Source organism: Aromatoleum toluvorans (assembly GCF_012910905.1).
GTDB lineage: Bacteria > Pseudomonadota > Gammaproteobacteria > Burkholderiales > Rhodocyclaceae > Aromatoleum > Aromatoleum toluvorans.
In genome coordinates this window covers 125,901-146,491 of sequence record NZ_WTVN01000003.1, presented here as the reverse complement: position 1 = coordinate 146,491, position 20,591 = coordinate 125,901, and the positions used below count along the sequence as shown (strand labels likewise).

General features: G+C 67.6%; 18 protein-coding genes. 8 read left to right on the top strand and 10 right to left on the bottom strand.

Going from position 1 to position 20,591, the window contains the following annotated elements:
• Positions 1-49 precede the first annotated feature (49 nt).
• From GPA22_RS03660 to pdhA, 3 genes are read right to left on the bottom strand one after another with little or no spacing between them, the layout of a single operon-like run.
• Entirely contained in the window at positions 50-1,153 is a 1,104-nt protein-coding gene (locus tag GPA22_RS03660; protein ID WP_169254743.1) for a dihydrolipoamide acetyltransferase family protein, read from the bottom strand.
• On the bottom strand, positions 1,150-2,130 hold the full coding sequence (locus tag GPA22_RS03655) for an alpha-ketoacid dehydrogenase subunit beta (RefSeq protein WP_169254742.1): 981 nt from the start codon (positions 2,128-2,130) through the stop codon (positions 1,150-1,152). Before GPA22_RS03655 ends, GPA22_RS03660 begins: the two co-directional genes overlap by 4 nt.
• Positions 2,123-3,214: a pyruvate dehydrogenase (acetyl-transferring) E1 component subunit alpha gene (pdhA, locus tag GPA22_RS03650; protein WP_169254741.1), complete on the bottom strand. Its 1,092-nt coding sequence runs from the start codon at positions 3,212-3,214 to the stop codon at positions 2,123-2,125. Before pdhA ends, GPA22_RS03655 begins: the two co-directional genes overlap by 8 nt.
• Before the next feature lie 479 nt (positions 3,215-3,693).
• Here pdhA and GPA22_RS03645 point away from each other — a divergent pair, with 479 nt between their 5' ends.
• Together GPA22_RS03645 and GPA22_RS03640 are read left to right on the top strand one after the other, a co-directional pair.
• On the top strand, positions 3,694-5,328 hold the full coding sequence (locus GPA22_RS03645; protein WP_169254740.1) for a methyl-accepting chemotaxis protein: 1,635 nt from the start codon (positions 3,694-3,696) through the stop codon (positions 5,326-5,328).
• 148 nt (positions 5,329-5,476) lie between these two features.
• On the top strand, positions 5,477-5,812 hold the full coding sequence (locus GPA22_RS03640; protein WP_211168907.1) for a thioredoxin family protein: 336 nt from the start codon (positions 5,477-5,479) through the stop codon (positions 5,810-5,812).
• Between the two features lie 29 nt (positions 5,813-5,841).
• Here the strand turns inward: GPA22_RS03640 and GPA22_RS03635 are convergent, their stop codons facing one another.
• From GPA22_RS03635 to GPA22_RS03625, 3 genes are all read right to left on the bottom strand, one after another.
• Positions 5,842-6,723 carry a Dyp-type peroxidase gene (locus GPA22_RS03635; RefSeq protein WP_169254739.1) on the bottom strand — a complete coding sequence of 294 codons (882 nt, stop codon included), beginning with the start codon at positions 6,721-6,723 and terminating at the stop codon, positions 5,842-5,844.
• A 254-nt stretch (positions 6,724-6,977) separates the two neighbouring features.
• Positions 6,978-9,065 carry an ATP-dependent helicase gene (locus tag GPA22_RS03630; RefSeq protein WP_211168922.1) on the bottom strand — a complete coding sequence of 696 codons (2,088 nt, stop codon included), beginning with the start codon at positions 9,063-9,065 and terminating at the stop codon, positions 6,978-6,980.
• Between the two features lie 2 nt (positions 9,066-9,067).
• Entirely contained in the window at positions 9,068-9,319 is a 252-nt protein-coding gene (locus GPA22_RS03625) for a hypothetical protein (protein ID WP_169254737.1), read from the bottom strand.
• Positions 9,320-9,558: 239 nt separating this feature from the next.
• Between GPA22_RS03625 and GPA22_RS03620 the strand changes: the two genes are divergently transcribed.
• The 3 genes from GPA22_RS03620 (at position 9,559) to GPA22_RS03610 (ending at position 12,684) form a co-directional block, all read left to right on the top strand.
• Positions 9,559-10,071: a peroxiredoxin gene (locus GPA22_RS03620; RefSeq protein ID WP_169254736.1), complete on the top strand. Its 513-nt coding sequence runs from the start codon at positions 9,559-9,561 to the stop codon at positions 10,069-10,071.
• Positions 10,037-10,516, top strand: coding sequence for an FKBP-type peptidyl-prolyl cis-trans isomerase (locus GPA22_RS03615; protein ID WP_169254735.1), 480 nt, complete (start codon positions 10,037-10,039; stop codon positions 10,514-10,516). The genes GPA22_RS03620 and GPA22_RS03615 overlap by 35 nt, the downstream gene beginning before the upstream one ends.
• A gap of 89 nt (positions 10,517-10,605) precedes the next feature.
• A complete protein-coding gene (locus tag GPA22_RS03610) occupies positions 10,606-12,684 on the top strand; it encodes an ABC transporter ATP-binding protein (RefSeq protein WP_169254734.1) in 2,079 nt (692 codons plus the stop codon).
• 14 nt (positions 12,685-12,698) lie between these two features.
• Here GPA22_RS03610 and GPA22_RS03605 read toward each other — a convergent pair whose 3' ends face one another.
• Entirely contained in the window at positions 12,699-14,225 is a 1,527-nt protein-coding gene (locus tag GPA22_RS03605) for a transglycosylase SLT domain-containing protein (RefSeq protein ID WP_246264037.1), read from the bottom strand.
• Between the two features lie 134 nt (positions 14,226-14,359).
• Entirely contained in the window at positions 14,360-15,151 is a 792-nt protein-coding gene (gloB, locus tag GPA22_RS03600) for a hydroxyacylglutathione hydrolase (protein ID WP_169254733.1), read from the bottom strand.
• Between gloB and GPA22_RS03595 the strand changes: the two genes are divergently transcribed.
• From GPA22_RS03595 to dnaQ, 3 genes are read left to right on the top strand one after another with little or no spacing between them, the layout of a single operon-like run.
• Positions 15,150-15,887: a class I SAM-dependent methyltransferase gene (locus tag GPA22_RS03595; RefSeq protein WP_169254732.1), complete on the top strand. Its 738-nt coding sequence runs from the start codon at positions 15,150-15,152 to the stop codon at positions 15,885-15,887. The genes gloB and GPA22_RS03595 overlap by 2 nt on opposite strands.
• Positions 15,888-16,349 (top strand): ribonuclease HI, encoded by a 462-nt coding sequence (gene rnhA, locus GPA22_RS03590; RefSeq protein WP_169254731.1) that lies wholly within the window; start codon positions 15,888-15,890, stop codon positions 16,347-16,349.
• A gap of 45 nt (positions 16,350-16,394) precedes the next feature.
• Positions 16,395-17,126, top strand: a complete 732-nt coding sequence (gene dnaQ, locus GPA22_RS03585) for a DNA polymerase III subunit epsilon (RefSeq protein ID WP_169254730.1) — start codon at positions 16,395-16,397, stop codon at positions 17,124-17,126.
• A gap of 92 nt (positions 17,127-17,218) precedes the next feature.
• Here the strand turns inward: dnaQ and GPA22_RS03580 are convergent, their stop codons facing one another.
• Together GPA22_RS03580 and mutS are read right to left on the bottom strand one after the other, a co-directional pair.
• Positions 17,219-17,974 (bottom strand): fused MFS/spermidine synthase, encoded by a 756-nt coding sequence (locus tag GPA22_RS03580; RefSeq protein ID WP_169254729.1) that lies wholly within the window; start codon positions 17,972-17,974, stop codon positions 17,219-17,221.
• Positions 17,971-20,511 (bottom strand): DNA mismatch repair protein MutS, encoded by a 2,541-nt coding sequence (gene mutS / locus GPA22_RS03575; RefSeq protein ID WP_425483942.1) that lies wholly within the window; start codon positions 20,509-20,511, stop codon positions 17,971-17,973. The genes GPA22_RS03580 and mutS overlap by 4 nt, the downstream gene beginning before the upstream one ends.
• Between the last annotated feature and the right edge of the window lie 80 nt (positions 20,512-20,591).

Here is a 20,591-nt window from a genome sequence, read left to right as displayed (position 1 = left end):
CGCAGGGGGCGCTCATGGCAACGCCCCCTGACCACGCCCGGACAGTAGGCTAGGTCGCGGCGCTCAGATCTGCAATCACCGCCGCAAGGAAGCGTCCCGCCTCGCCACCGGTGACCACGCGGTGATCGAAAGTGAGGCTCAAGGGCAGGACGCGATGCACGGCCGGCTTGCCGTCGAAGGCGACAACCTGCTCATGCACGCGGCCCGCGCCGAGGATCGCGACCGTTGGCGGCACGACGATGGGGGCCGCGTACTTGCCCGCGATCATCCCGAAGTTGGACAGCGTGATCGTGTTGCCGCGCATCTCCTCGGCGGGAATCTTGCGCGCCGCGACGTCTGCGCGCATGCGGTCGAGCCCCGCGCGCAGGTCGGCCGGATCGCGGTTCGCGGCGTCGCGCAGCACCGGCACGAACAGTCCGTCAACAAGGTCGACGGCGATCCCGACATCGATCTTCTTCAGGATGCGACGCCCCATCGTGTGGCTCTCGTACCACGCGTTGAGGCCCGGCTCGGCCTTGCAGCCCGCGACCAGCGCGCGGATCAGGCGCACGGTGATGTCGGTGCCGGCCGGCCACGCATGGATGTCGGCATCGTCGATCACCGTCGCAGCCGCGACCTCGCTCTGCGCGATCGCCATGTTCTGCGCCATCGCGCGCCGCACGCCGCGCAGGATCTCGGGCGGCCCCACTTCGGCGAGGATCTTCGCCACCCGCTGGACGTCCGCGAGCGTGATGAGCCGGTCCGGCCCCGAGGGCGTGACCATCGCCAGGTCGACGTTGAGCTGCCGCGCCTGCGCGCGCACCGCGGGAGTCGCCTTGATCGCCGCCGCCGGGCGCCCGACCGCGGCCGGTGCCTCCTGCTGCACCTGCGTGCCGACCTTCACTTCCCCGACCACCGTGCCGCTGTCGGCGTCGCCCGCAGCCCCCTCGAAGCCGATCAGCGGCGCGCCGACCAGCACGATCTGGCCCGCCTCGCCGAACAGCTTCTCGATGCGTCCGGCCCACGGCGCCGGGATCTCGACGATCGCCTTGGCGGTCTCGACCGACAGCAGGGGCTGGTCCGCCTGCACCTCGTCGCCCGGCTTCACGTGCCACTCGACGATCTCCGCTTCCTGCAGTCCTTCGCCCAGGTCGGGCAGTTTGAAGATCTTCATGCACCCTCCAGCGTTTTCATGACTGCCGCGACGATGCGCTCGACGCTCGGCAGGTACTGGTATTCGAGCCGCGAGAGCGGCACGACGACGTCCCACGCGGTGACCCGCTGCACCGGCGCAAGCAGTGAATACAGCCCGTGCTCGGCGAGGTTCGCCGCAATCTCGGCGCCGAAGCCGCCGGTACGCATCGCCTCATGCACGATCACGCAGCGTCCGGTGCGGGTCACCGATTCGAGGATCGTCGTCATGTCGAGCGGCTTGAGCGTCGCGACGTCGATCACCTCGGCCATGATGCCTTCCTGCGCCAGTGCTTCGGCCGCGGCCTGGGTCTCGTTCAGCATCGCGCCCCAGCTCACCAGCGTCACGTCGCTGCCCGCGCGCAGCGTGAAGCACACGTCGAGCGGCAACGCCTCGCCGTCGTCGGCCACTTCCTGCTTGAACAGGCGGTAGAGCCGCGTCGGCTCGAGGAAGATCACCGGGTCGGGGTTGCGGATCGCCGCGAGCAGCAGGCCGTAGGCGCGCGACGGCGAGGAGGGGATCACGACGCGCACGCCCGGCAGGTGGGCGAACAGCGCCTCGGGGCTTTCCGAATGGTGCTCGGGTGCATGGATGCCGGCGCCGCAGGGCGAGCGCACGACCAGCGGACACGACAGCCGCCCGCGCGTGCGGTTGCGCAACCGCCCCGCGTGGTTCCAGATGTGATCCATCGCCGGATAGATGAAGCCGGAGAACTGGATCTCCGCAACGGGCTTCAATCCCATCGCCGCCATGCCGATCGCCGTGCCGATGATGGCCGTCTCGGCAAGCGGCGTGTCGATCACGCGCTCGGGGCCGAAGCGCTCCTGCAACCCGACCGTTGCGCGGAACACCCCGCCGTTGACGCCCACATCCTCGCCGAGCACGACCACCGACGGGTCGTGATCCATCTCCCATGCCTGCGCACGATTGATCGCTTCCACCAGATTCAGCTCAGCCATGGCTGCTTCCTCCGTCGTGGGACGCGAACCACTGCGCCGCGTCGAACTGCTCCTTCATCGCCGTCGGCAATTCGGCGTACAGGTGATCGAACATCGCCGCCGCCGTGGGTGGCGGAATCGCGAGATAGGCGTCGACCGCGGCGGCGACCTGGTCCGCACATTCCTTCTGCAGCCGCTCCTCCTTTTCCTGGTCCCATGCGCCGATGCGCGCGAGATGGTTGCGCAGGCGGCGGATCGGCTCGTTCGCCCACTGCTGCTGCACGACGTCCGGATCGCGGTAGCGCGTCGCGTCGTCGGCAGTCGTGTGATCCCCCAGGCGATAACTGATCGCCTCGATCAGCGTCGGCCCGCCGCCCGCACGCGCCTTGTCGATCGCCCGGCGCGCCGCGTCATGCACGGCGATCACGTCGTTGCCGTCGACCTGCACGCCCTCGACGCCCGCGGCGATCGCCTTCTGCGCCAGCGTCGGGGTGATCGTCTGGTGCTCGCGCGGCACCGAGATCGCCCACTGGTTGTTGTTGATGACGACCAGCAGCGGCGCGCGCCACACCGCGGCGAAATTCAGCGCTTCGTAGAAGTCGCCCTTCGAGGTCGCGCCGTCACCCAGGAAACAGGCCGCGACGCGCGCTTCCTTTCGCAGCTTGAACGCGTAGGCCACGCCCGCGGCATGGCACACCTGGTTGCCGATCGGCACGCAACTCGGAAAGTCCTCGCGCGGCACGGCGAAATTGCTGCCGCGCTCATCGCCGCCCCAATACAGCAGGCTTTCGGTCATCGTCACGCCGCGCACGAACTGCGCCGCGTGGTCGCGGTAGGAGGGCACCAGCACGTCCTCCTTGCGCATTGCGCTGGCGACGCCGATCCCGATCGCCTCCTGCCCGAGTGCGGACGCGAAGGTCCCGATCTTGCCCGTGCGCTGCAGGGCGATCGCCTTCGTATCGAAAGCGCGCGTGAGCTGCATCGCCCGGTAAAGGGGAATCAGGTTGGCGGGATCGAGGGCAAAAGGAGGCAGCTCCTGCGTCGCCTCGCCCTCCGCATTGAGAAACCGGGTGAACTCGACCTCGAACCGCGCTACGGTGGTCATGGCTTGCTCCTCGCCTCTCGAATTTTTTGGTCAGTCTAGCGCATACCATCGGCAAGCCGGACGTGCGCCGGTACGACGAAGGAAGGACGTCACGGCGGACCGCAAATTCCCGACTCTGCTCCGCATTGCCACAGGCATGCATCATGGCGAGCGCTTGAAAGCGCCGTCACTGCCATGTCGACCACTCGCGTGCGGATCAGTTTCAGGACATTGTCGGTCACCCGGCACGCCATACGCATGACTATGACGGAAGGCAGAGACCGCGGGCGGGCAGGCTGCGAGCGCTCCAAAACGACGAAATGGACGGGGAATATGCGGCTCTTCCGCATGAGGACCGCTTGCCGCATGATTAGAATGTTCGCGTGACCCAAAGTGGGTTTCACGTTGAGGGGATGGGCGGATTCGGCCGAAAGTGGGAGGCGCCGTTCCGCAGCGCGAAGAGTTTTCACACTCTCGGCGAGAGTGAAAGGTAAAAGAAGATGCTCCGATTCTCGGATATCAAGATTTGGGTTCGCCTGACGGCGTCGATCTGGACGCTGCTGATCGTCGTATGGGCGGGAACGATATTCTGGGAAAGCCAGAATAACCGGAAGGTGGCCATCGAACAGGCTGTCGATTTCTCGCTCAGCATGTACGACTCCGCACTGGCGGGCCTGACGGCGATGATGATCACCGAGACCATGCACAAGAAGCATGTGCTGCTCGACCAGATCAGCCATCTCGCGGTGATCCGCGAGTTGCGCGTGGTGCCGAGCGAGGTCGCGCGCGAGGGTGTCGAAAGCTCCAAGGACGAGGGCAAGCCGCGCAACGACCTGAAACCGAACGAGATCGAAGCGCAGGTCATCAGCACCGGCAAGGAGTTCGTCGACGTTCGCGAGGACGACAAGGGGCCTTATCTGCTCGCCGTCCGCCCGGCCAAGAACGTCAGCAAGTATCTCGGCAAGAATTGCCTCGAATGTCATGACGCGCCGGAGAATGCGACCCTGGGCGTGATCAGCATCAAGATCTCGCTCGACAAGATGGACAAGGCCATCTCGACGCAGCGCATGCAGTCGCTGGGTATCGCACTGCTCGCCAGCCTCGTGCTGCTGGTCTTCATCTGGTGGTTCATCCGCGGCGCCGTGACCGGGCCGCTCGAACGCATGGTGGCCGGCCTGCGCGCGATCGTGTCCGGAGAAGGCGATCTGACGCGGCGTCTCGAGGTGCGGGGCAAGGACGAGATCGGTGTCGCATCCACCGTGTTCAACGAGATGATGGCGAAGATCGGTGCGCTGGTGCGCCACGTCGGCGAGTCGGCGTCGCAGGTGTCGAGCGCCGCGTCGGAGCTCGTGGTGCGCGCCGACCAGGTCGTCGGTTCCTCGCAGAGCCAGAACGCCACGTCGGCCACCACGGCGCAGGCGGTCGGGCAGATGGTGGCAAGCATCGCCACTGTCGCGCGCAGTTCCGAAGAGGTGCGCCAGCTGTCGCGCGAGAGCCTGCGGCGCTCCGGCGAGGGGAACTCCAGCCTGACGACGCTGGGCGACCGTGTCGGCATGGTCGAAACGACGGTGCGCGGGATCGCCGATTCGGTCGGCGAGTTCGTGTCGAGCACCACCGCGATCACGCACATCACCAGCGAGGTCAAGGAACTCGCCGAGCAGACCAACCTGCTCGCGCTCAACGCCGCCATCGAGGCGGCCCGGGCCGGCGAACAGGGCCGCGGCTTCGCGGTGGTCGCCGACGAGGTGCGCAAGCTCGCCGAGAAGTCGGCGGCGTCGGCCAACGAGATCGACGCCATCACGCACACCCTCGGCAAGCAGTCCGAACAGGTCACGCGCTCCATCGCCGATGCGATGGATCACATCGCGACGAGCCGCGAGTCCATGGTTACGGTGAACGGCGTGCTTGCCGCGGCCAGCGAGTCGGTCGTCGCGGTGGGGCGCGGCCTCGACAGCATCGCTGCCGCGACCCAGGAGCAGGAGCGCGTGAGCGCCGACGTGTTCTCGGGCATCGAGACGATCAAGCAGATGGCGCAGGGCAACAGCGAGGCCGCCGGCAAGACGGCCGCCGCGGCCCGCAACATGGGCGAACTGGCGGAAGAACTGCAGGGGGCGGTGGGGCGCTTCCACACCTGATCGCCCGCGCTTGCCCCGGGCAGGCGGAGGGAAGGCGAGTCGGTCGGCTTCGCGCGTCGCGCATTGCTGACCGACATTCCCTTCACCCGCGCCGGCGCGCAGCCGATAATGTCCCGCAACTCGAAAGGCTAGGGAGCCAGGGCTGGAAATGAACGCCGAGTATGCGACGATCGCCCCCGACCGCAAGGAAATCGATGCGCTGAAGGGACCGACGGTATTGGAGTTCGGCACCGGGTGGTGCGGTTACTGCCGCGGCGCGCAACCGCTGATCGCGGAGGCCTTTGCCACCCATCAGGGAATTCGCCACCTGAAGATCGAGGACGGGCCGGGGAGGGCGCTGGGGCGCTCGTTCCGGGTCAAGCTCTGGCCGACGCTGGTGTTCCTGCGCGACGGGGTGGAAGTCGCGCGGATCGTGCGCCCCGGCAGCGCCGCGGAACTCGCCGAGGCGCTGCGACAGCTGGAGCCTGGTCCGGCCGCCGCGTAGCGCCACGCAACAGCAGTGACGCGGGTGACTCAGCCTTTCGGCACCCGCAGGTCGATGCGGCCATCACTCATGGGCGGACACCAGTAGTAGCCGCCCGATATCGGACGGCTGAAGCGGAACAACGCGTCGACAATGCCGTCATCCAGTCCGGCCATGCGGCGCAGCTGCGCTTCGAACGCGTCAAAGGAGTGCCCGAACGCGAGAAACGCGAGACCGGCCCGGGCACCGTCCGACCAGGGCATGGAGCGCCGCAGCACGAAGGCCTCGGGGTCGAAGCTCTCCTGTGCCGTGCGCTTCACGTGCGCGGATTCGGGCGCATCCTCGAGCTCCTCGTTGTCGCTCTTGCGCCGGCCGATGATGTGATCCTGTTCGTTCGCAGGCAGGCGATCGAAGTGGTCGAGGCCGTGCTGCCAGTGCTGAACGGCGGCGAAACTGCCGCCTTGGCAGCTCTCGGCACCGGTGGACGTGAAAGCCACGGCGACCGCTTCATCCCCCTCCGGATTTTCGGTGCCATCCTCGTAGCCGGTGAGGTCGAGGCCCTTGCCGTAGCGAAAGGACTCGGTCGCCAGCACCAGCCGCAGCGCCGGCGCCACCGCCGCTTCGATGCGCCGGCTGCGCTGCAGCAATTCGCCGCGGTCCTCGCCGCGCAGCCAGCACCACAGCGCGTGCTGCGTCGACGGGATGTCCACGGCGCTGCCCCCCAGGACCGGGAAGGCGCGCAATCCATCGACGCGGCCTCCCGCCGCGCGAACGAGCGACTCGCCAAGCCCGACGACGGTCGCGTCGCCGTCCGCGAGCCCTGCCAGCCGATCCAGCGCGTCGCGCAGCCCGTCAGCGGCGTCGAGGGTAAAGAACAGGTGGCGTGCCAGCGGTGGCACGGCTTTCATGATGCCTGGTTGGTATGGGGTCATGTCCGCTCCCGATGGAACAAGGAATTGAGGCGCCGGCCCGGCCGCCGAATCAGCCGTGCGCATGCAAACTGCAAGGGTAGCGCATTCCGGTCGAGGCCTGTAAGCGGTGACCGGCAGCCCCCTGCGGGCGCGGCGCGTCGCCCCGATTGCCTATCAATGCAGCAGAAGGCGAATTGCCTGTCCGCAGAAGGGCTTGCGCGCGTCATCCCGCACCCGCTCACAGACTTATCCACATTCGCTGGGGACAACTCGCACTATTTCCACATCGAGCGCATCTTCTCGGCGAGGTCGAATGCGATGCGGCGCGATTCCGCCGTGGGGCGCGGCGCCACGGCCGGCGGTGGCCACGAGGTCTGCTCGAAACGCTCGAGGATGCGGTTGGGGATGAAGCGCGTGCGGCTTGCATAGACGTGGCGGTCGCCATGCCCGGGCTGCTGCGAAACGTGGAAACGCTGCGGCACGATCAGGTCGAGCTGGTCCTTCGCGCGGGTCATCGCGACGTAAAGCAGGCGCCGCTCCTCTTCGATCTCGCTGCTGCTCCCCGTCGCAAGGTCCGAGGGCAGGCAGCCGTCGACGACGTTCAGCAGCGTCACGGCCGACCATTCCTGCCCCTTCGCCGAGTGGATCGTCGACAGGATGAGATAGTCCTCATCGAGAAGGGGAATCCCCGATTCATCGCTCGTGGCGCTGGGCGGATCGAGCGTGAGTTCGGTCAGGAAGCGCTCGAGGCTCGGGTAGGTGGCCGCGATGCGCGCGAGCTGCTCGATATCGCCCGCGCGGATGGCAGCGTCGTCGTACATCCGCGGCATCTCGTCGACGTACCACTGGCACACCGGCTCGAGGTTCGCGGGCCACGTCGCCGACGCAACTGCTTCGAGCAGGCTGGAGAATCGGCTCCACGCGCCCCGCACCGCTTCCGGAACGGGCTGTTCGCCAAGGAGCACGCAGCCAGCCGGCGCCGCGGCAATGTTGTCGAGCACCCGGCCCGCCGTCTTGGGTCCGATGCCGGCGTGAAGCTGCAGGGCACGAAACCCGGAGACGCGGTCGCGCGGATTGATGGCCCAGCGCAACACAGCGAGAACGTCCTTGACATGGGCGGCCTCGAGGAATTTCAGTCCGCCGAACTTGACGAAGGGGATGTTGCGGCGGGTGAGTTCCACTTCAAGGCGTGCGCTGTGATGCGAAGCGCGAAAGAGCACCGCCTGCGACTTGAGGCGGATTCCCTCCTCGCGCCGGGCGAGCACCGACTCGACGATGCAGGCAGACTGATCGGCATCGTCCCTGACCGCGACCAGGCGCGGCTTCTGTGTGCCGTCGCGTGCGCTCCACAAGTCCTTCGTGAAACGTTCGCTGGCGAGGGCGATCACGGCGTTGGCCGCGCCGAGAATCGGCTGGGTGGAGCGGTAGTTGCGATCGAGCGTAACCTGGTGGGCGGGAGGATCGAAATGCCCGGGGAAGTCGAGGATGTTGCGCACCGTCGCGCCGCGGAAGGCGTAGATGGCCTGTGCGTCGTCGCCGACCACCGTGACCCCGCGCCCGTCGGGCTTCATCGCGAGCAGGATGGCGGCCTGCAGGCTGTTGGTGTCCTGGTATTCGTCGACCAGGACGTGGGAGAAGCGCCCGCCGATTTCCGCGGCAAGATCGGGGTCGGTCAGCATCTGCGCCCAGTAGAGCAGGAGATCGTCGTAATCGAGCACCTGCTGGGCCTGCTTCGCCTCGACGTAGCCGAGGAACAGCCGTTTCAGATCCGCTTCCCACTCCGAGCACCAGGGGAAGGATGTTTGCAGCACCTCGCCGAGCGACGCCCGGGTATTCACTGCGGCCGAATAGATGGCGAGGCAGGTCCCCTTCATCGGAAAGCGCTTCGTTTTCGCGGACAGCCCCAGTTCGTGCCGCACGAGGTTCATCAGGTCACCGGAATCCTCGCGGTCGTGGATCGTGAAGCCCGGTTCGAGGCCGATGCGCCCCGAGAACTCGCGCAGCAGGCGCGCGCCGACGCCATGGAAGGTTCCGGACCATTCCAGCGTAGCGCCGGCGAGCCGCGGCTGGTCTTTCGACAGCCGGGATACGATGCGCGTGACGCGGCGGCCCATCTCGTCGGCGGCACGGCGCGAAAAGGTCAGCAGCAGGATGCGCCCGGGGTCCGCGCCGCTGGCGACGAGATGGGCCACGCGATGGGCGAGGGTGGTGGTCTTGCCCGAACCGGCACCTGCGATCACCAGAAGCGGAAGCGCGTGATTCGTTGATCCCGATTCCGTTCCGAACAGGACGGCCGCGCGCTGGGCGTCGTTGAGGTGATCGAGGTAGGCTGCCGGCTCCTCCACCGCCGCTTCGTCGCGCATGTTCACCAGCATCCGCTCCGGACGGCGGCATCGTACCCGGCCCAAGCGGACGCGGCGACGGTTTCCTCCATAGCGGTGTCCGTACCGGATCGCTGCAGCCACGGGGGAATCCGGGGGGCGTCGCGGAGCGCGAAGAACACGGCTTCGTCGCAGGCCGGGCAGATGCGGTATTCGGCCAGGTCGCTGTAGGCGCGCTCCATCGCATGCGGATTCAGCGAGGCGTGGCAGTGCGGGCAGATGAATCGGGCAGTCATGGCTTCGTCCTCCATGACTGTAACTATATACAGCTTTACGGCATTTGGAAATCGCATGCCTGTGCATGGTAATTCCCGCGCCGGTTTCGCGCCTCGCTTCACCAGGGAGCGAGGGAGGTCTCTTCCTGCCAACCTTTATTGTCCCAGCTGCTAACAAAATCGGTGTACGCAAGCGGGCGATACGCAGGTAGAGTTCGCATCGTGTCTCGGCTAGAATCCAACGACGTCAGGGAGATCACATGCTGCAGATCGGTGATATCGCGCCAACGTTTTCGCTGCCGGATGCGGACATGGAGGATTTCGACCTCGCCGCAGAACGCGGCAAGCATCATGTGGTCCTCTACTTTTACCCCCGTGACAACACGCCGGGATGCACCTTGCAGGCGGCCGACTTCACCGACCATGAAGAGGACTTCGCCCGCTACGGTTGCATCATCGTCGGCGTCAGTCCCGACGATTGCCTGACCCATGCCGAATTTCGCGACCAGCACGGCCTGTCGATACGTCTGCTCTCGGACGTCGAGACCGAGGTGTGCAAGCTCTACGAAGTGTGGCGGCCCAAGGAAGTCGATGGTGTGAAGAAGATGGGTGTGGCACGGACGACCTTCGTGATCGACAAGGACGGCGTCGTCCGCCACGCACTCCACGATGTAAACCCCCGCGGCCATGCGGCGGGGGTCTTCGAACTGGTCAGGAAACTGGAAACTGAGAACGCAAATGGAAATTGTCAAGAACACCGTCGTAACGCTTAAGTACACCGTCGTCGACCCGGACGGCAACATGATCGATGACGGTCAGCAGCCGCTGGTCTACCTCCACGGCGGCTATGACGGCATCTTCCCCGCCATCGAGGAAGCGCTGCACGGCAAGAAGGTCGGCGATCAACTGAAGGTCAAGCTGCAGCCCGAAGACGCGTTCGGCGAATACGACGAGGAGCTGGTGCTGGTCGAGGACGTCAGCCAATTTCCCGAGAACATCGAGGTCGGCATGTCCTTCGAGCGCGTCACGGATGATGGCGAAGAGGAAATGATCTACCGCATCACCGACATCGCCGACGGCAAGGTCGTCGTCGACGGCAACCACCCGCTCGCCGGCACGGCGCTGGTATTCGACGTGACGGTCGCCGAAGTGCGCCCCGCGACGGCCGAGGAGCTGTCGCACGGCCACGTGCACGGTGCGGGCGGCCACCACCACTGACAAGTTCGTCGCCCGACGAATCGCCAAGGGGCCGCGCAAGCGGCCCTTTTACCGTCCACCGCACATTCCATCTCTGATTCCCGCGCCCGATGACCGCCTCGACCGGAAACGCCATTCCGCAACCTGAAAGCCCGGATCGATCGCCCGTGGCCCCGCTTCTCGATGTAAGCGGGCTGCGTGTGCATATCGGCGCGCGCGAACGGCCGGTGCGGCCGGTGGACGGTGTGGGTTTTTCGATCGGGGCGGGGGAGACCTTCGCGCTGCTGGGCGAGTCGGGTTGCGGTAAATCCATGACGGCGCTGGCGCTGCTGCGCCTGCTCCCGGACGCCGGGCAGATCGTCGCCGGGGAGGTGCGCTTTGCCGGCGACGATCTGCTTGCGCGCACCGAGGCCGACATGCGCGAAGTGCGTGGCGGAAAGATCGCGATGATCTTTCAGGAGCCGTCGACCAGCCTCAATCCGGTGATGACCGTGATGACGCAGATCGGCGAGGTCCTCGCGCGCCACCGCGGGCTGCGTGGCGCAGCGGCCCGTGACGAGGCGCGGCGGCTGCTCGACGCGGTGGGAATTCCCGACGCCGAACGCCGGCTGGACGACTACCCCTTCCAGTTTTCGGGCGGGATGAAGCAGCGCGTGATGATCGCGATGGCGCTCGCGGGCGAGCCCGAGCTGCTGATCGCCGACGAACCGACGACGGCGCTCGACGTGACGATCCAGGCGCAGGTGCTGGACCTGCTCGCCAGCCTTCAGGCCGAGCGGGGGATGGGCATGTTGCTGATCACCCACGACCTGGGGGTAGTCGCGCGCATGGCGCAGCGCATCGGCGTGATGTACGCCGGCGAGCTCGTCGAGACCGGTGCGCGCGACGACTTCTTCCGCGCTCCGCTGCACCCGTATTCGCGCAAGCTGTTCGCCGCTCTGCCGACCGACGCCCAGCGTGGTCGGCCGCTCGCGGCGCTGGGCGGGCACGTGCCGCGGCTGGATCAGGCCTTCACCGGCTGCCGCTTTGCCGGGCGGTGCCCCGATGTCTTCGGGCGCTGCCACGACGAGGCACCCGCCTGGCACGTCGTCGGCGCCCAGGCCGTACGCTGCCATCTCTATGCCGGCACGCAGCGCGCAGCCGAACCGGTCAAGGCCGCCGAAGGCACAATCCTGCCGCAGCCGCCCTCACAAGCGGTCGCACCGCTGCTGGACGTGCGCGACCTGCAAGTGCATTTCCCGGTGCGCAAGGGGCTGCTGCGCCGCGAGGTCGCGCGCGTACGCGCCGTCGACGGCGTGAGCCTGACGCTTGCGCCCGGGCGCACGCTGGCGCTGGTCGGCGAATCGGGTTGCGGCAAAACCACCGCCGGCAAGGCGATCCTGCAGCTCGTGACGCCGACGGGGGGCGAGGTGTACCTCGACGGCACGCCGCTCGCCGGCCTGTCGCAGGCGGCCTTGCGCGAACTGCGACGCGACTTTCAGATGGTGTTTCAGGATCCCTTCGCGTCGCTCAACCCGCGCATGCGCGTCGGCGAGATCATCGAGGAGGGCCTGCTCGCGCTCGGTGTCGAGCCCGATCCGCTCAAGCGCGCCGGGCGCATCGACACATTGCTCGCGCGCGTGGGACTCACGCCGGACATGAAGCTGCGCTATCCGCACGAATTTTCCGGCGGCCAGCGCCAGCGCATCGCGATCGCCCGCGCGCTCGCGGTGCAGCCGAAGCTGATCGTCTGCGACGAGCCGACGAGCGCCCTGGACGTCTCGGTACAGGCGCAGATCCTGAACCTGATGCGCGAGTTGCAGGCCGAATTCGAGCTGGCCTACCTCTTCATCACGCACAACATCGGGGTGGTGAGCTGGATGGCCGACGACGTCGCGGTGATGTACCTGGGGCGGATCGTCGAGCAGGGGCCGGTCGCGAAAGTGCTGGAGGCGCCGGCGCACCCTTACACCCGCGCGCTGCTCGCCGCCGTACCGGACATCGCGCGCGAAACCGCGGTGAACGTGGGGGACGCAGGCGGGAGGGCGCGGACGACCGCCGCCGGCGATCTGCCATCGCCGCTGGCCCCCCCTTCAGGTTGCCATTTCCACCCGCGCTGCGAGCGCGCGACCGACATCTGCCGCGCCCAGTACCCCGCACAGACGGACCTGCGCGGCGGACGCAGCGTACGCTGCCACTGGCCGCTCTGAAGCCGGCGAAGGCGTCAGCGTTTCCCTGACTTCGGCTGGGGCTTGGTCGCCGGCTTGGCGCCGGTCTTCGGTGCAGCCCGGGTGCCGGATTTCGCGGCCGATCTCGCCGCGGCGGGGGCTTTGGCGGACGATCCCTTGCGCTTGCCGGCCACAGATTTGCCCGCGGGCGTCTTCCCGCCGGCCTGCGCACCCTTCCGGCCGCCCTTGCCATTGGCCTTGGTCGCGGACGGCGCCGGAATCGTGCTGGTGTCGAGTGCCGCGGCGCGGGGAATCATCCGCGCCGCCGCGAGGGCGCCGGCCGTTTCGACGCCCTCGGGCACGAGCAGGGTGTAGCCGGCGCTGACCCGGCTGCGGGCATCGAGTCCGTTGATCTGGTGCAGTTCGCTGAGCGAAAGGCCGAAATCGCGCGCGACGGATGCGAGGGTGTCGCCGCGCTGCATCTCGTAGGTGCGCCACTGCCTGCCGGCGTCTTGCTGCTCGGCGAGGCGCGCGCGGAAGCGTTCGGCACGGTCGACCGGGATCACCAGCGAGTTGGCCTGGGCGATGGCCGGACGGTTGTACGAGGGGTTCAGCGCGAGGAACTCGTCGAGCGGCATTTCGGCAAGGCGGGCCGCCGTGGCGAGGTCGATGCCCGCGGGCGCCATGACGGTGACGAAATGGCGCGTATTGGGGACGTAGGGCAGTTCGAAGTGGAAGAGTTCCGGTTGCGCGACGATGTTCTTCAGCGCCTGCAGCTTCGGGACATAGTTGCGGGTTTCCTCGGGCATCCGCAGCTGGCTGTATTCCGCAGGCAGCCCTGCGGCGAGATTCTTCTGGACGGCCCGTCCGACCGCGCCTTCTCCCCAGTTGTACGACGCGAGGGCGAGATGCCAGTCGCCGTGCATCTCGTAGATCGTCTGCAGGTAGTCCAGCGCGGCGTTGGTCGAGGCGATGACGTCGCGCCGCTCGTCCACCCACTTGTCCTGCGTGAGGTTGTAGTTGCGGCCGGTCGAGGGGATGAACTGCCACAGACCCGACGCACGGGCACGCGAGTAGGCCATCGGGTTGTAGCTGCTCTCGACCATGGGCAGGAGCGCCAACTCGGTCGGCATGCCGCGACGTTCGAGTTCGTCGACGATGTGGTAGAGGTAGCGTCCGCCGCGTTCGAACACCTTTTTCAGGAAGCCGGGCCGATTGAGGTAGAAGAGCTGCTGCTCGGCGACGGCGTCGGTGTCGAGGTCCGGCATGCCGAACCCCCGCCGGATGCGGTCCCAGATGTCGTTGGCTTCGCGCGTCAGGTCGAGCGTGAGCACGCGGGGCGTCGGATCACGCAGTTCGAGCACCTTGCCCGGAGAGGCTATGAGGCCTTCCGCCGATCGTGCGGCGGAAGGCGGCCGCAGGCTTCCGAGTGCCGGCACGTCGGTGGCCTGCGCAGGGGGGGCTTCGGCGGGCGAGGGCGGCGTGAGGGGCGCGGGCGCAGGCTCGTCCTCGGCGGTCGCGGAGGAAACGGTCGCGACCAGCAGGATGGTCAGCAGCAGAATTCGCAGGAGTGGAATCGCCATCAATCCGGCGCCCGTTCGACAGACAAAGAGGGTGGACTCTAGGGCAGTGTCGTATGTGCGTCAAACCCGGTGTGGGATGCGCTGTGCGGCTTCGGACGCGGGTTCGGGCAGGCCGACAGCGCCACGGGCTGCCGCTAGAATACGTCCTTCCAGCGGCGCAGGGCGGCGAAGCATTCCGCCGAATTCGCCGGGCGCTGGCCGTCGCGTGCGGTGACCGCATCGATCAGCGCCGGTGAATCGGCGCGCAGGAAAGGGTTGATCCGGCGTTCGCGCTCGATGCTGCTGGGCAGGGTCGGACGGCCGGCGGCGCGCAGGGCTTCGCATTCCGCGAGCCAGGCGTCGCGCGCGGGGTTGTCGGATTCGGCCGCGCGGGCGAAGGCGAGGTTCGCGAGCGTGTATTCGTGTGCGCAGTAGACGGCGGTGTCGCCGGGAAGCTGCGCGAGGCGCTGCAGGGATTGGTGCAGTTGCCCGGCCGTGCCGCCGAGCAGGCGGCCGCAGCCGGCGCTGAACAGTGTGTCGCCCGGGAACAGGATGCCGGGCGTGTAGTAGGCGATGTGGGTGGCTGTGTGGCCCGGGATGCCGAGCACCGAGAAATGCAGGCCGAGCGCTTCGAGGACGACCTCGTCGCCCTCGCCGACGTGGCGCGTGATCGCGGGGATGTCTTCGCCGGTGGGGCCGAACACTGCCGGCCGATGGCGTGCCACCAGTTCGGCGACGCCGCCGATGTGATCGTTGTGGTGGTGCGTGAGCAGGATCGCCACGAGGCGCAGGTCGTGTTCGCGCAGGGCCGCTTCGACGACCGAGGCGTCGCCGGGGTCGACCACGGCCGCAGCCGAGCCATGTCTGAGCAGCCAGATATAGTTATCGCGGAAAGCCGGAAGAGGGATAATGTCGCTGCTGCGGATTTTTGAGTGCTGATCGTTCATGTCCATCCTCAGTCTGTCGGACTGGCTTGAAACCCCGCAGGGAAACTATCTGCTGCGGTGGGAGCAGGCAAAGTTCGATCTTATGGTAGCCGACATTTTCGGCTACAACGCGGTGCAGATAGGCTTGCCGGAATACGATTTCCTGCACGCCAACCGCATTCCGTACCGCTTTCGTTGCGCGCGCGCGGGTGACATTGCGGTCGCTGCGAGCGGTGAGGCACTGCCGTTCGCGTCGGCGAGCATCGACCTCGTGCTGCTGCCGCACGTGTTGGAGTTTTCGCCCAACCCGCACCGGGTGCTGCGCGAGGTCGAGCGGGTGCTGGTGCCCGAGGGAAGCGTCATCATCGCCGGATTCAATCCCTTCAGCCTGTGGGGATTGCGGCGCCTGGTGGCGCGGCGTTCCGGCAGCTACCCGTGGCGCGGGCAGTACCTGTCGGTGCGGCGCACGAAGGACTGGCTGGCGCTGCTGGGTTTCGAGACCCAGGCGGGGAGCTTCGGCTGCTACGCGCCGGCGTTCACGCGCACCAAATGGCTGGAGCGCTGCGGTTTCATGGACAAGGCGGGCGACCGCTGGTGGCCGATCTGCGGCGGCGCCTACATCATCCAGGGCATCAAGCGGGTGCAGGGGATGCGATTGATAACGCCGAACTGGCGCGATGCGCGCGCCGCGGCAAAGCGTCTTTCGCCGGTGGCCCAGCGTGGGCGGCAGGTGACGGGCGCACAGAAAGTGGAATAAATGGAAGAAGTCGAAATATTCACCGATGGGGCCTGCAGCGGCAACCCGGGCCCCGGCGGCTGGGGCGCGATCCTGCGCAGCGGCCCGCACGAGAAGGAAATCTGGGGCGGCGAGCCGCAGACCACCAACAACCGCATGGAGCTGCTCGCGGTCATCCGCGCGCTGGAGACGCTCAAGCGTCCGGTGGCTGCGCGCGTGCATACCGACAGCCAGTACGTGCAGAAGGGCATCTCGGAATGGATCCACGGCTGGAAGAAGCGCGGCTGGAAGACCGCCTCGCGCGAGCCGGTGAAGAACGAGGATCTGTGGCGCGCACTCGATGAGGCGGCGAGCCGGCACAAGGTCGCGTGGATCTGGGTGCGCGGCCACGCGGGGCATGCCGAGAACGAGCGTGCGGACGAGCTTGCGCGGCGTGGCGTCGCGGCCGTGCGGGCGCAGGGCAAGGCCGTCGCCGAAATCTGATCAACCGGCCCGCGAGGGCGCGAACAACCTACCGGGAATGAACCCTTGAGACAGATTGTCCTGGATACCGAAACGACCGGCCTCGACTGGCGCAACGGCGACCGCGTGATCGAGATCGGCTGCGTCGAACTGCTGAACCGCAACCTGACGGGGCGGCACTTCCACGTCTACATCAATCCCGAACGGGGCATCGACGCCGAGGCGATCGCGGTGCACGGCATCACCGAGGAATTCCTCGCCGACAAGCCGAAATTCCGCGACGTTGCCAACGATTTCATGGACTTCGTGCGCGACGCCGAGCTCGTGATCCACAACGCGAGCTTCGACGTCGGCTTTCTCGACCACGAGCTGTCGCTGCTCGGGCATGCCAAGCTCGATGCGCTGTGTGCAGGCGTGATCGACACGCTGCGGATGGCCAAGGAGCAGAATCCGGGCAAGAAGGCATCGCTCGACGCATTGTGCGACCGCTACGAGATCGACAATGCCGCGCGCACGCTGCACGGCGCGCTGCTCGACGCGGAACTGCTCGCCGAGGTCTACCTGGCGATGACGCGCGGGCAGGAAAGCCTGATGATGCTGCTCGACGACGAACCCGCGGCAGGCAGCGGCGAAGACGGCGGATCGCCAGTCGAGCGGCCGCCGCTGCGGGTGCTGCGCGCGTCCGCCGAGGAACTGGGCGAGCACGACCGGGTGCTGCAGGAGATCGCGAAGGCGAACAAGGGCGCCTGCCTGTGGATTCCGCCGGTGCCGGCCGAGGAAGCGCCCGCGGTCCAGTAACAAATGACCGTTCGGGCTGAGCCCGTCGAAGCCCTGGCAACGCCCTTCGACAGGCTCAGGGCGAACGGATGCATGGACATCCGCCTTACGGCCTAAAGAATCAGCCTGCCCCCGGGGAGGCTCCCGGCTTGCTCAAGCCGCGTGACGGTGGGACCGAGGTCGAGGCCGGTCTTGTCCTTCAACGCCCGTGCGCGCTCGCGCAACTCCGTCACAGGAAGGTCGACCTGTTCGCCTTCGGCCCCGAAGGCGACGACGTTGCCGCTGTCGCAGGACGGGAAGGCGATCGCGCGGTCGTCGAAGGCGGTGACGATGCGCTCGACGCTGGCGCGAAAACCCCGCGAGCGCCCGAAGAGGTTCACCGACAGCAGGCCTTGTGCGGACAGCCGCGCCCGGGCGGCCGCATAGAACGGTGCGGTGTCGAGCGCACCGGCGCGGGCGTTGCGATCGAAGCCATCGACCAGGATGAGGTCGAACTTGCGCTCCGTTTCCATCACGTAGCGCACGCCGTCGCCGACGTGGATCGCGAGCCGTTCGTCTTCGTCAGGCAGCTTGAAGAACTGGCGCGCGGCGGCGACGACACGCGGCTCGATCTCGACGACCTGGATGCGGGTCTGCGGGCAATGGTGGTGCAGAAAACGCGTCAGCGATGCGGCGCCGAGGCCGATCACGAGGGCCGTGCGCGGCCACTCGTCGGCATCGCGCAGCAGCAGGCCGGCCATCATTTCACGCGTGTAGGCGAGCTCCAGTGCGTTGGGACGACGGATGCGCATCGCGCCCTGGACCCACTCCGATCCGAAGTGGAGGTAGCGGACCCCGCCGTCCTCGCTGATGTCGATCGGGGTGCTCATGCCGTCATCCGTTTCAGCGCATAGAGGTGTTCGAGCGCCTCGCGCGGACTGAGGCTGTCGGGGTCGAGTTCGGCAAGTGCGGTCAGGGCCGGATGCGACAGCGGTTCGCTCTCCGGTTCGGGCAACGCGGCGAAAAGGTCGGCCTGCGGGCCGGCGCCGACTTCGCGGTTTTCCAGTGCGCGCAGGCGGCGCTTGGCGTCGCGGACCACCGAGCCGGGAATACCGGCCAGCGCCGCGACCTCGATCCCGTAGCTCTGGCTCGCGGGGCCTTCCTCGACGGCGTGCAGGAAGACGATACGGTGCGCGTGCTCGACGGCGTCGAGATGCACGTTGGCGCATTCGGGGTAGTCGGCGTTGAGGCGCGTGAGCTCGAAGTAATGGGTCGAGAAGAGCGTGAGGCAGCGGTTCTTTTCGAGCAGATGGCGCGCGATTGCGAAGGCCAGCGCGAGGCCGTCGAAGGTCGAGGTGCCGCGGCCGATCTCGTCCATCAGCACCAGGCTCTGGTCGGTGGCGCCGTGCAGGATCGCCGAGGCCTCGGTCATCTCGACCATGAAGGTCGAACGTCCCGACGCGAGGTCGTCGGACGCGCCGATGCGCGTGAAGATCGCGTCGAGCGGACCGATGCGCGCCGCCTGCGCGGGCACGAAGGCGCCGACGTGGGCGAGCAGGGCGATCAGCGCGACCTGGCGCATGAAGGTCGATTTACCGCCCATGTTCGGGCCGGTGATCATCAGCATGCGGCGCGTCGGCGCGAGGCTGCAGTCGTTGGCGATGAAGTTCTCGACCTGGCGCTCGACGACCGGGTGGCGGCCGCCGACGATGTCCATGCCGGGCTGGTCCGAGAACTGCGGGCGGACGTAGCCGTAACGCACGGCCGCCTCGCCGAAGGCGCCGAGGCCGTCGAGGCAGGCGAGCGCGCGGGCGATGTGCTGCAGCGTCGGGATGTGGGCGGCGAGGTTTTCGAGCAGGGCCTCGTAGAGCATCTTCTCGCGGGCGAGGGCGCGCTCCTGGGCGGAGAGCGCCTTGTCCTCGAAAGCTTTCAGCTCCGGAGTGATGTAGCGTTCGGCGTTCTTCAGCGTCTGGCGGCGGCGGTAGTCGTCGGGCACCTTGGCGGCGTTCGCGTGGCTGACTTCGATGTAGAAGCCGTGCACCTTGTTGAACTCGACCTTCAGGTTGGCGATGCCGCTGCGTTCGCGCTCGCGTGCCTCGAGCGCCAGCAGGAATTCACCGCAGTTGGTCTGGATGCCGCGCAGTTCGTCGAGTTCGGCGTCGAAGCCGGCGGCGATCACGCCGCCGTCGCGCACCGCGGCTGCCGGTTCCGGGGCGACCGCGCGCACGAGCAGGTCGAGCGCGGCTTCCGGCACGCCGAGCGCGGCCACGAGTTGGGCGAGCAGGGCGGATTGCGGACTGCGAAGCGCGTCGTGCAGTTCGGGCAGACGCGCGAGGCTGTCGCGCAGCGCGGCGAGGTCGCGCGGGCGGGCGCTGCGCAACGCGATGCGCGCAGTGATGCGGTCGACATCGGCGACGCCGCGCAGGGCCTGGCGGGCGCTGGCGAGCGTGCGCGCATCGCCCGTGTCGTTGCCGATCAGCTCGGCGACCGCCGCGTGGCGCGCGGCCGCATGGTGACGGTCGCGCAGCGGGTGATGCAGCGCGTGGCGCAGCCAGCGCGAGCCCATGCTGGTGACGCAGGTGTCGAGGAGCGAGAGCAGGGTGGGCGCGGGTTCGCTGCGCAGCGTCTCGGTGAGTTCGAGATTGCGGCGCGTCGCCGCGTCGAGCCGGAGGTATTCCGATTCGCGCTCGACCTTGAGACCCGTCACGTGTTCGAGGCTCTGGCGCTGCGTGCTGCGCGCGTAGTCGAAGAGCGCAGCGGCGGCGCCCAGGGCGACCGGCATCCCTTCGATGCCGAAGCCGGTCAGGTCGCGCGTGCCGAAATGACCGGTCAGCAGGCGTTCACCCGTTTCGCCATCGAACTGCCAGTCGGCGAGGCGGCGCAGCACCGGCGAGAGCGTTTCGACGAGCGGCAGCGCGAGACCGTCGGGCACCAGCACCTCGGCCGGGCGCAGGCGCTCGAACTGCGTCTGCAATTGCTCGGCGGGGCATTCCATGACGCGCAGGTCGCCGTTGGCGAGGTTCAGCCACGCGAGCCCGAGCACGCCGCGATGCAGGTTCGCGGCGAGGAGCAGGGAATCGGAGCGGTCGTCGAGCAGCGCGGCGTCGGTCAGGGTGCCGGGGGTGACGATGCGGCTGACGGCGCGCTCCATCGGACCCTTGGTCGCGCCGGGGTCGCCGACCTGTTCCGCGATGACGACCGATTCGCCGAGCTTCACGAGGCGCGCGAGGTATTGCTCGACCGCATGGAAAGGCACGCCGGCCATCTTGATCGGCTGGCCGGCGGATTGCCCGCGCGTCGTCAGCGTGATGTCGAGGAGCCGCGCCGCCTTCTCCGCGTCGTCGAAGAACAGCTCGTAGAAATCGCCCATCCGGTAAAAAAGCAGCGTGTCCGGATGCTGCATCTTGATCCGGAGGTATTGCTGCATCATCGGGGTGTGAGCCGATTCCGCGCCTTTCGCAAGGTCCTGTTTCTGCGTCAAGTTGCTGCCTGCTTCGATCTTCATTT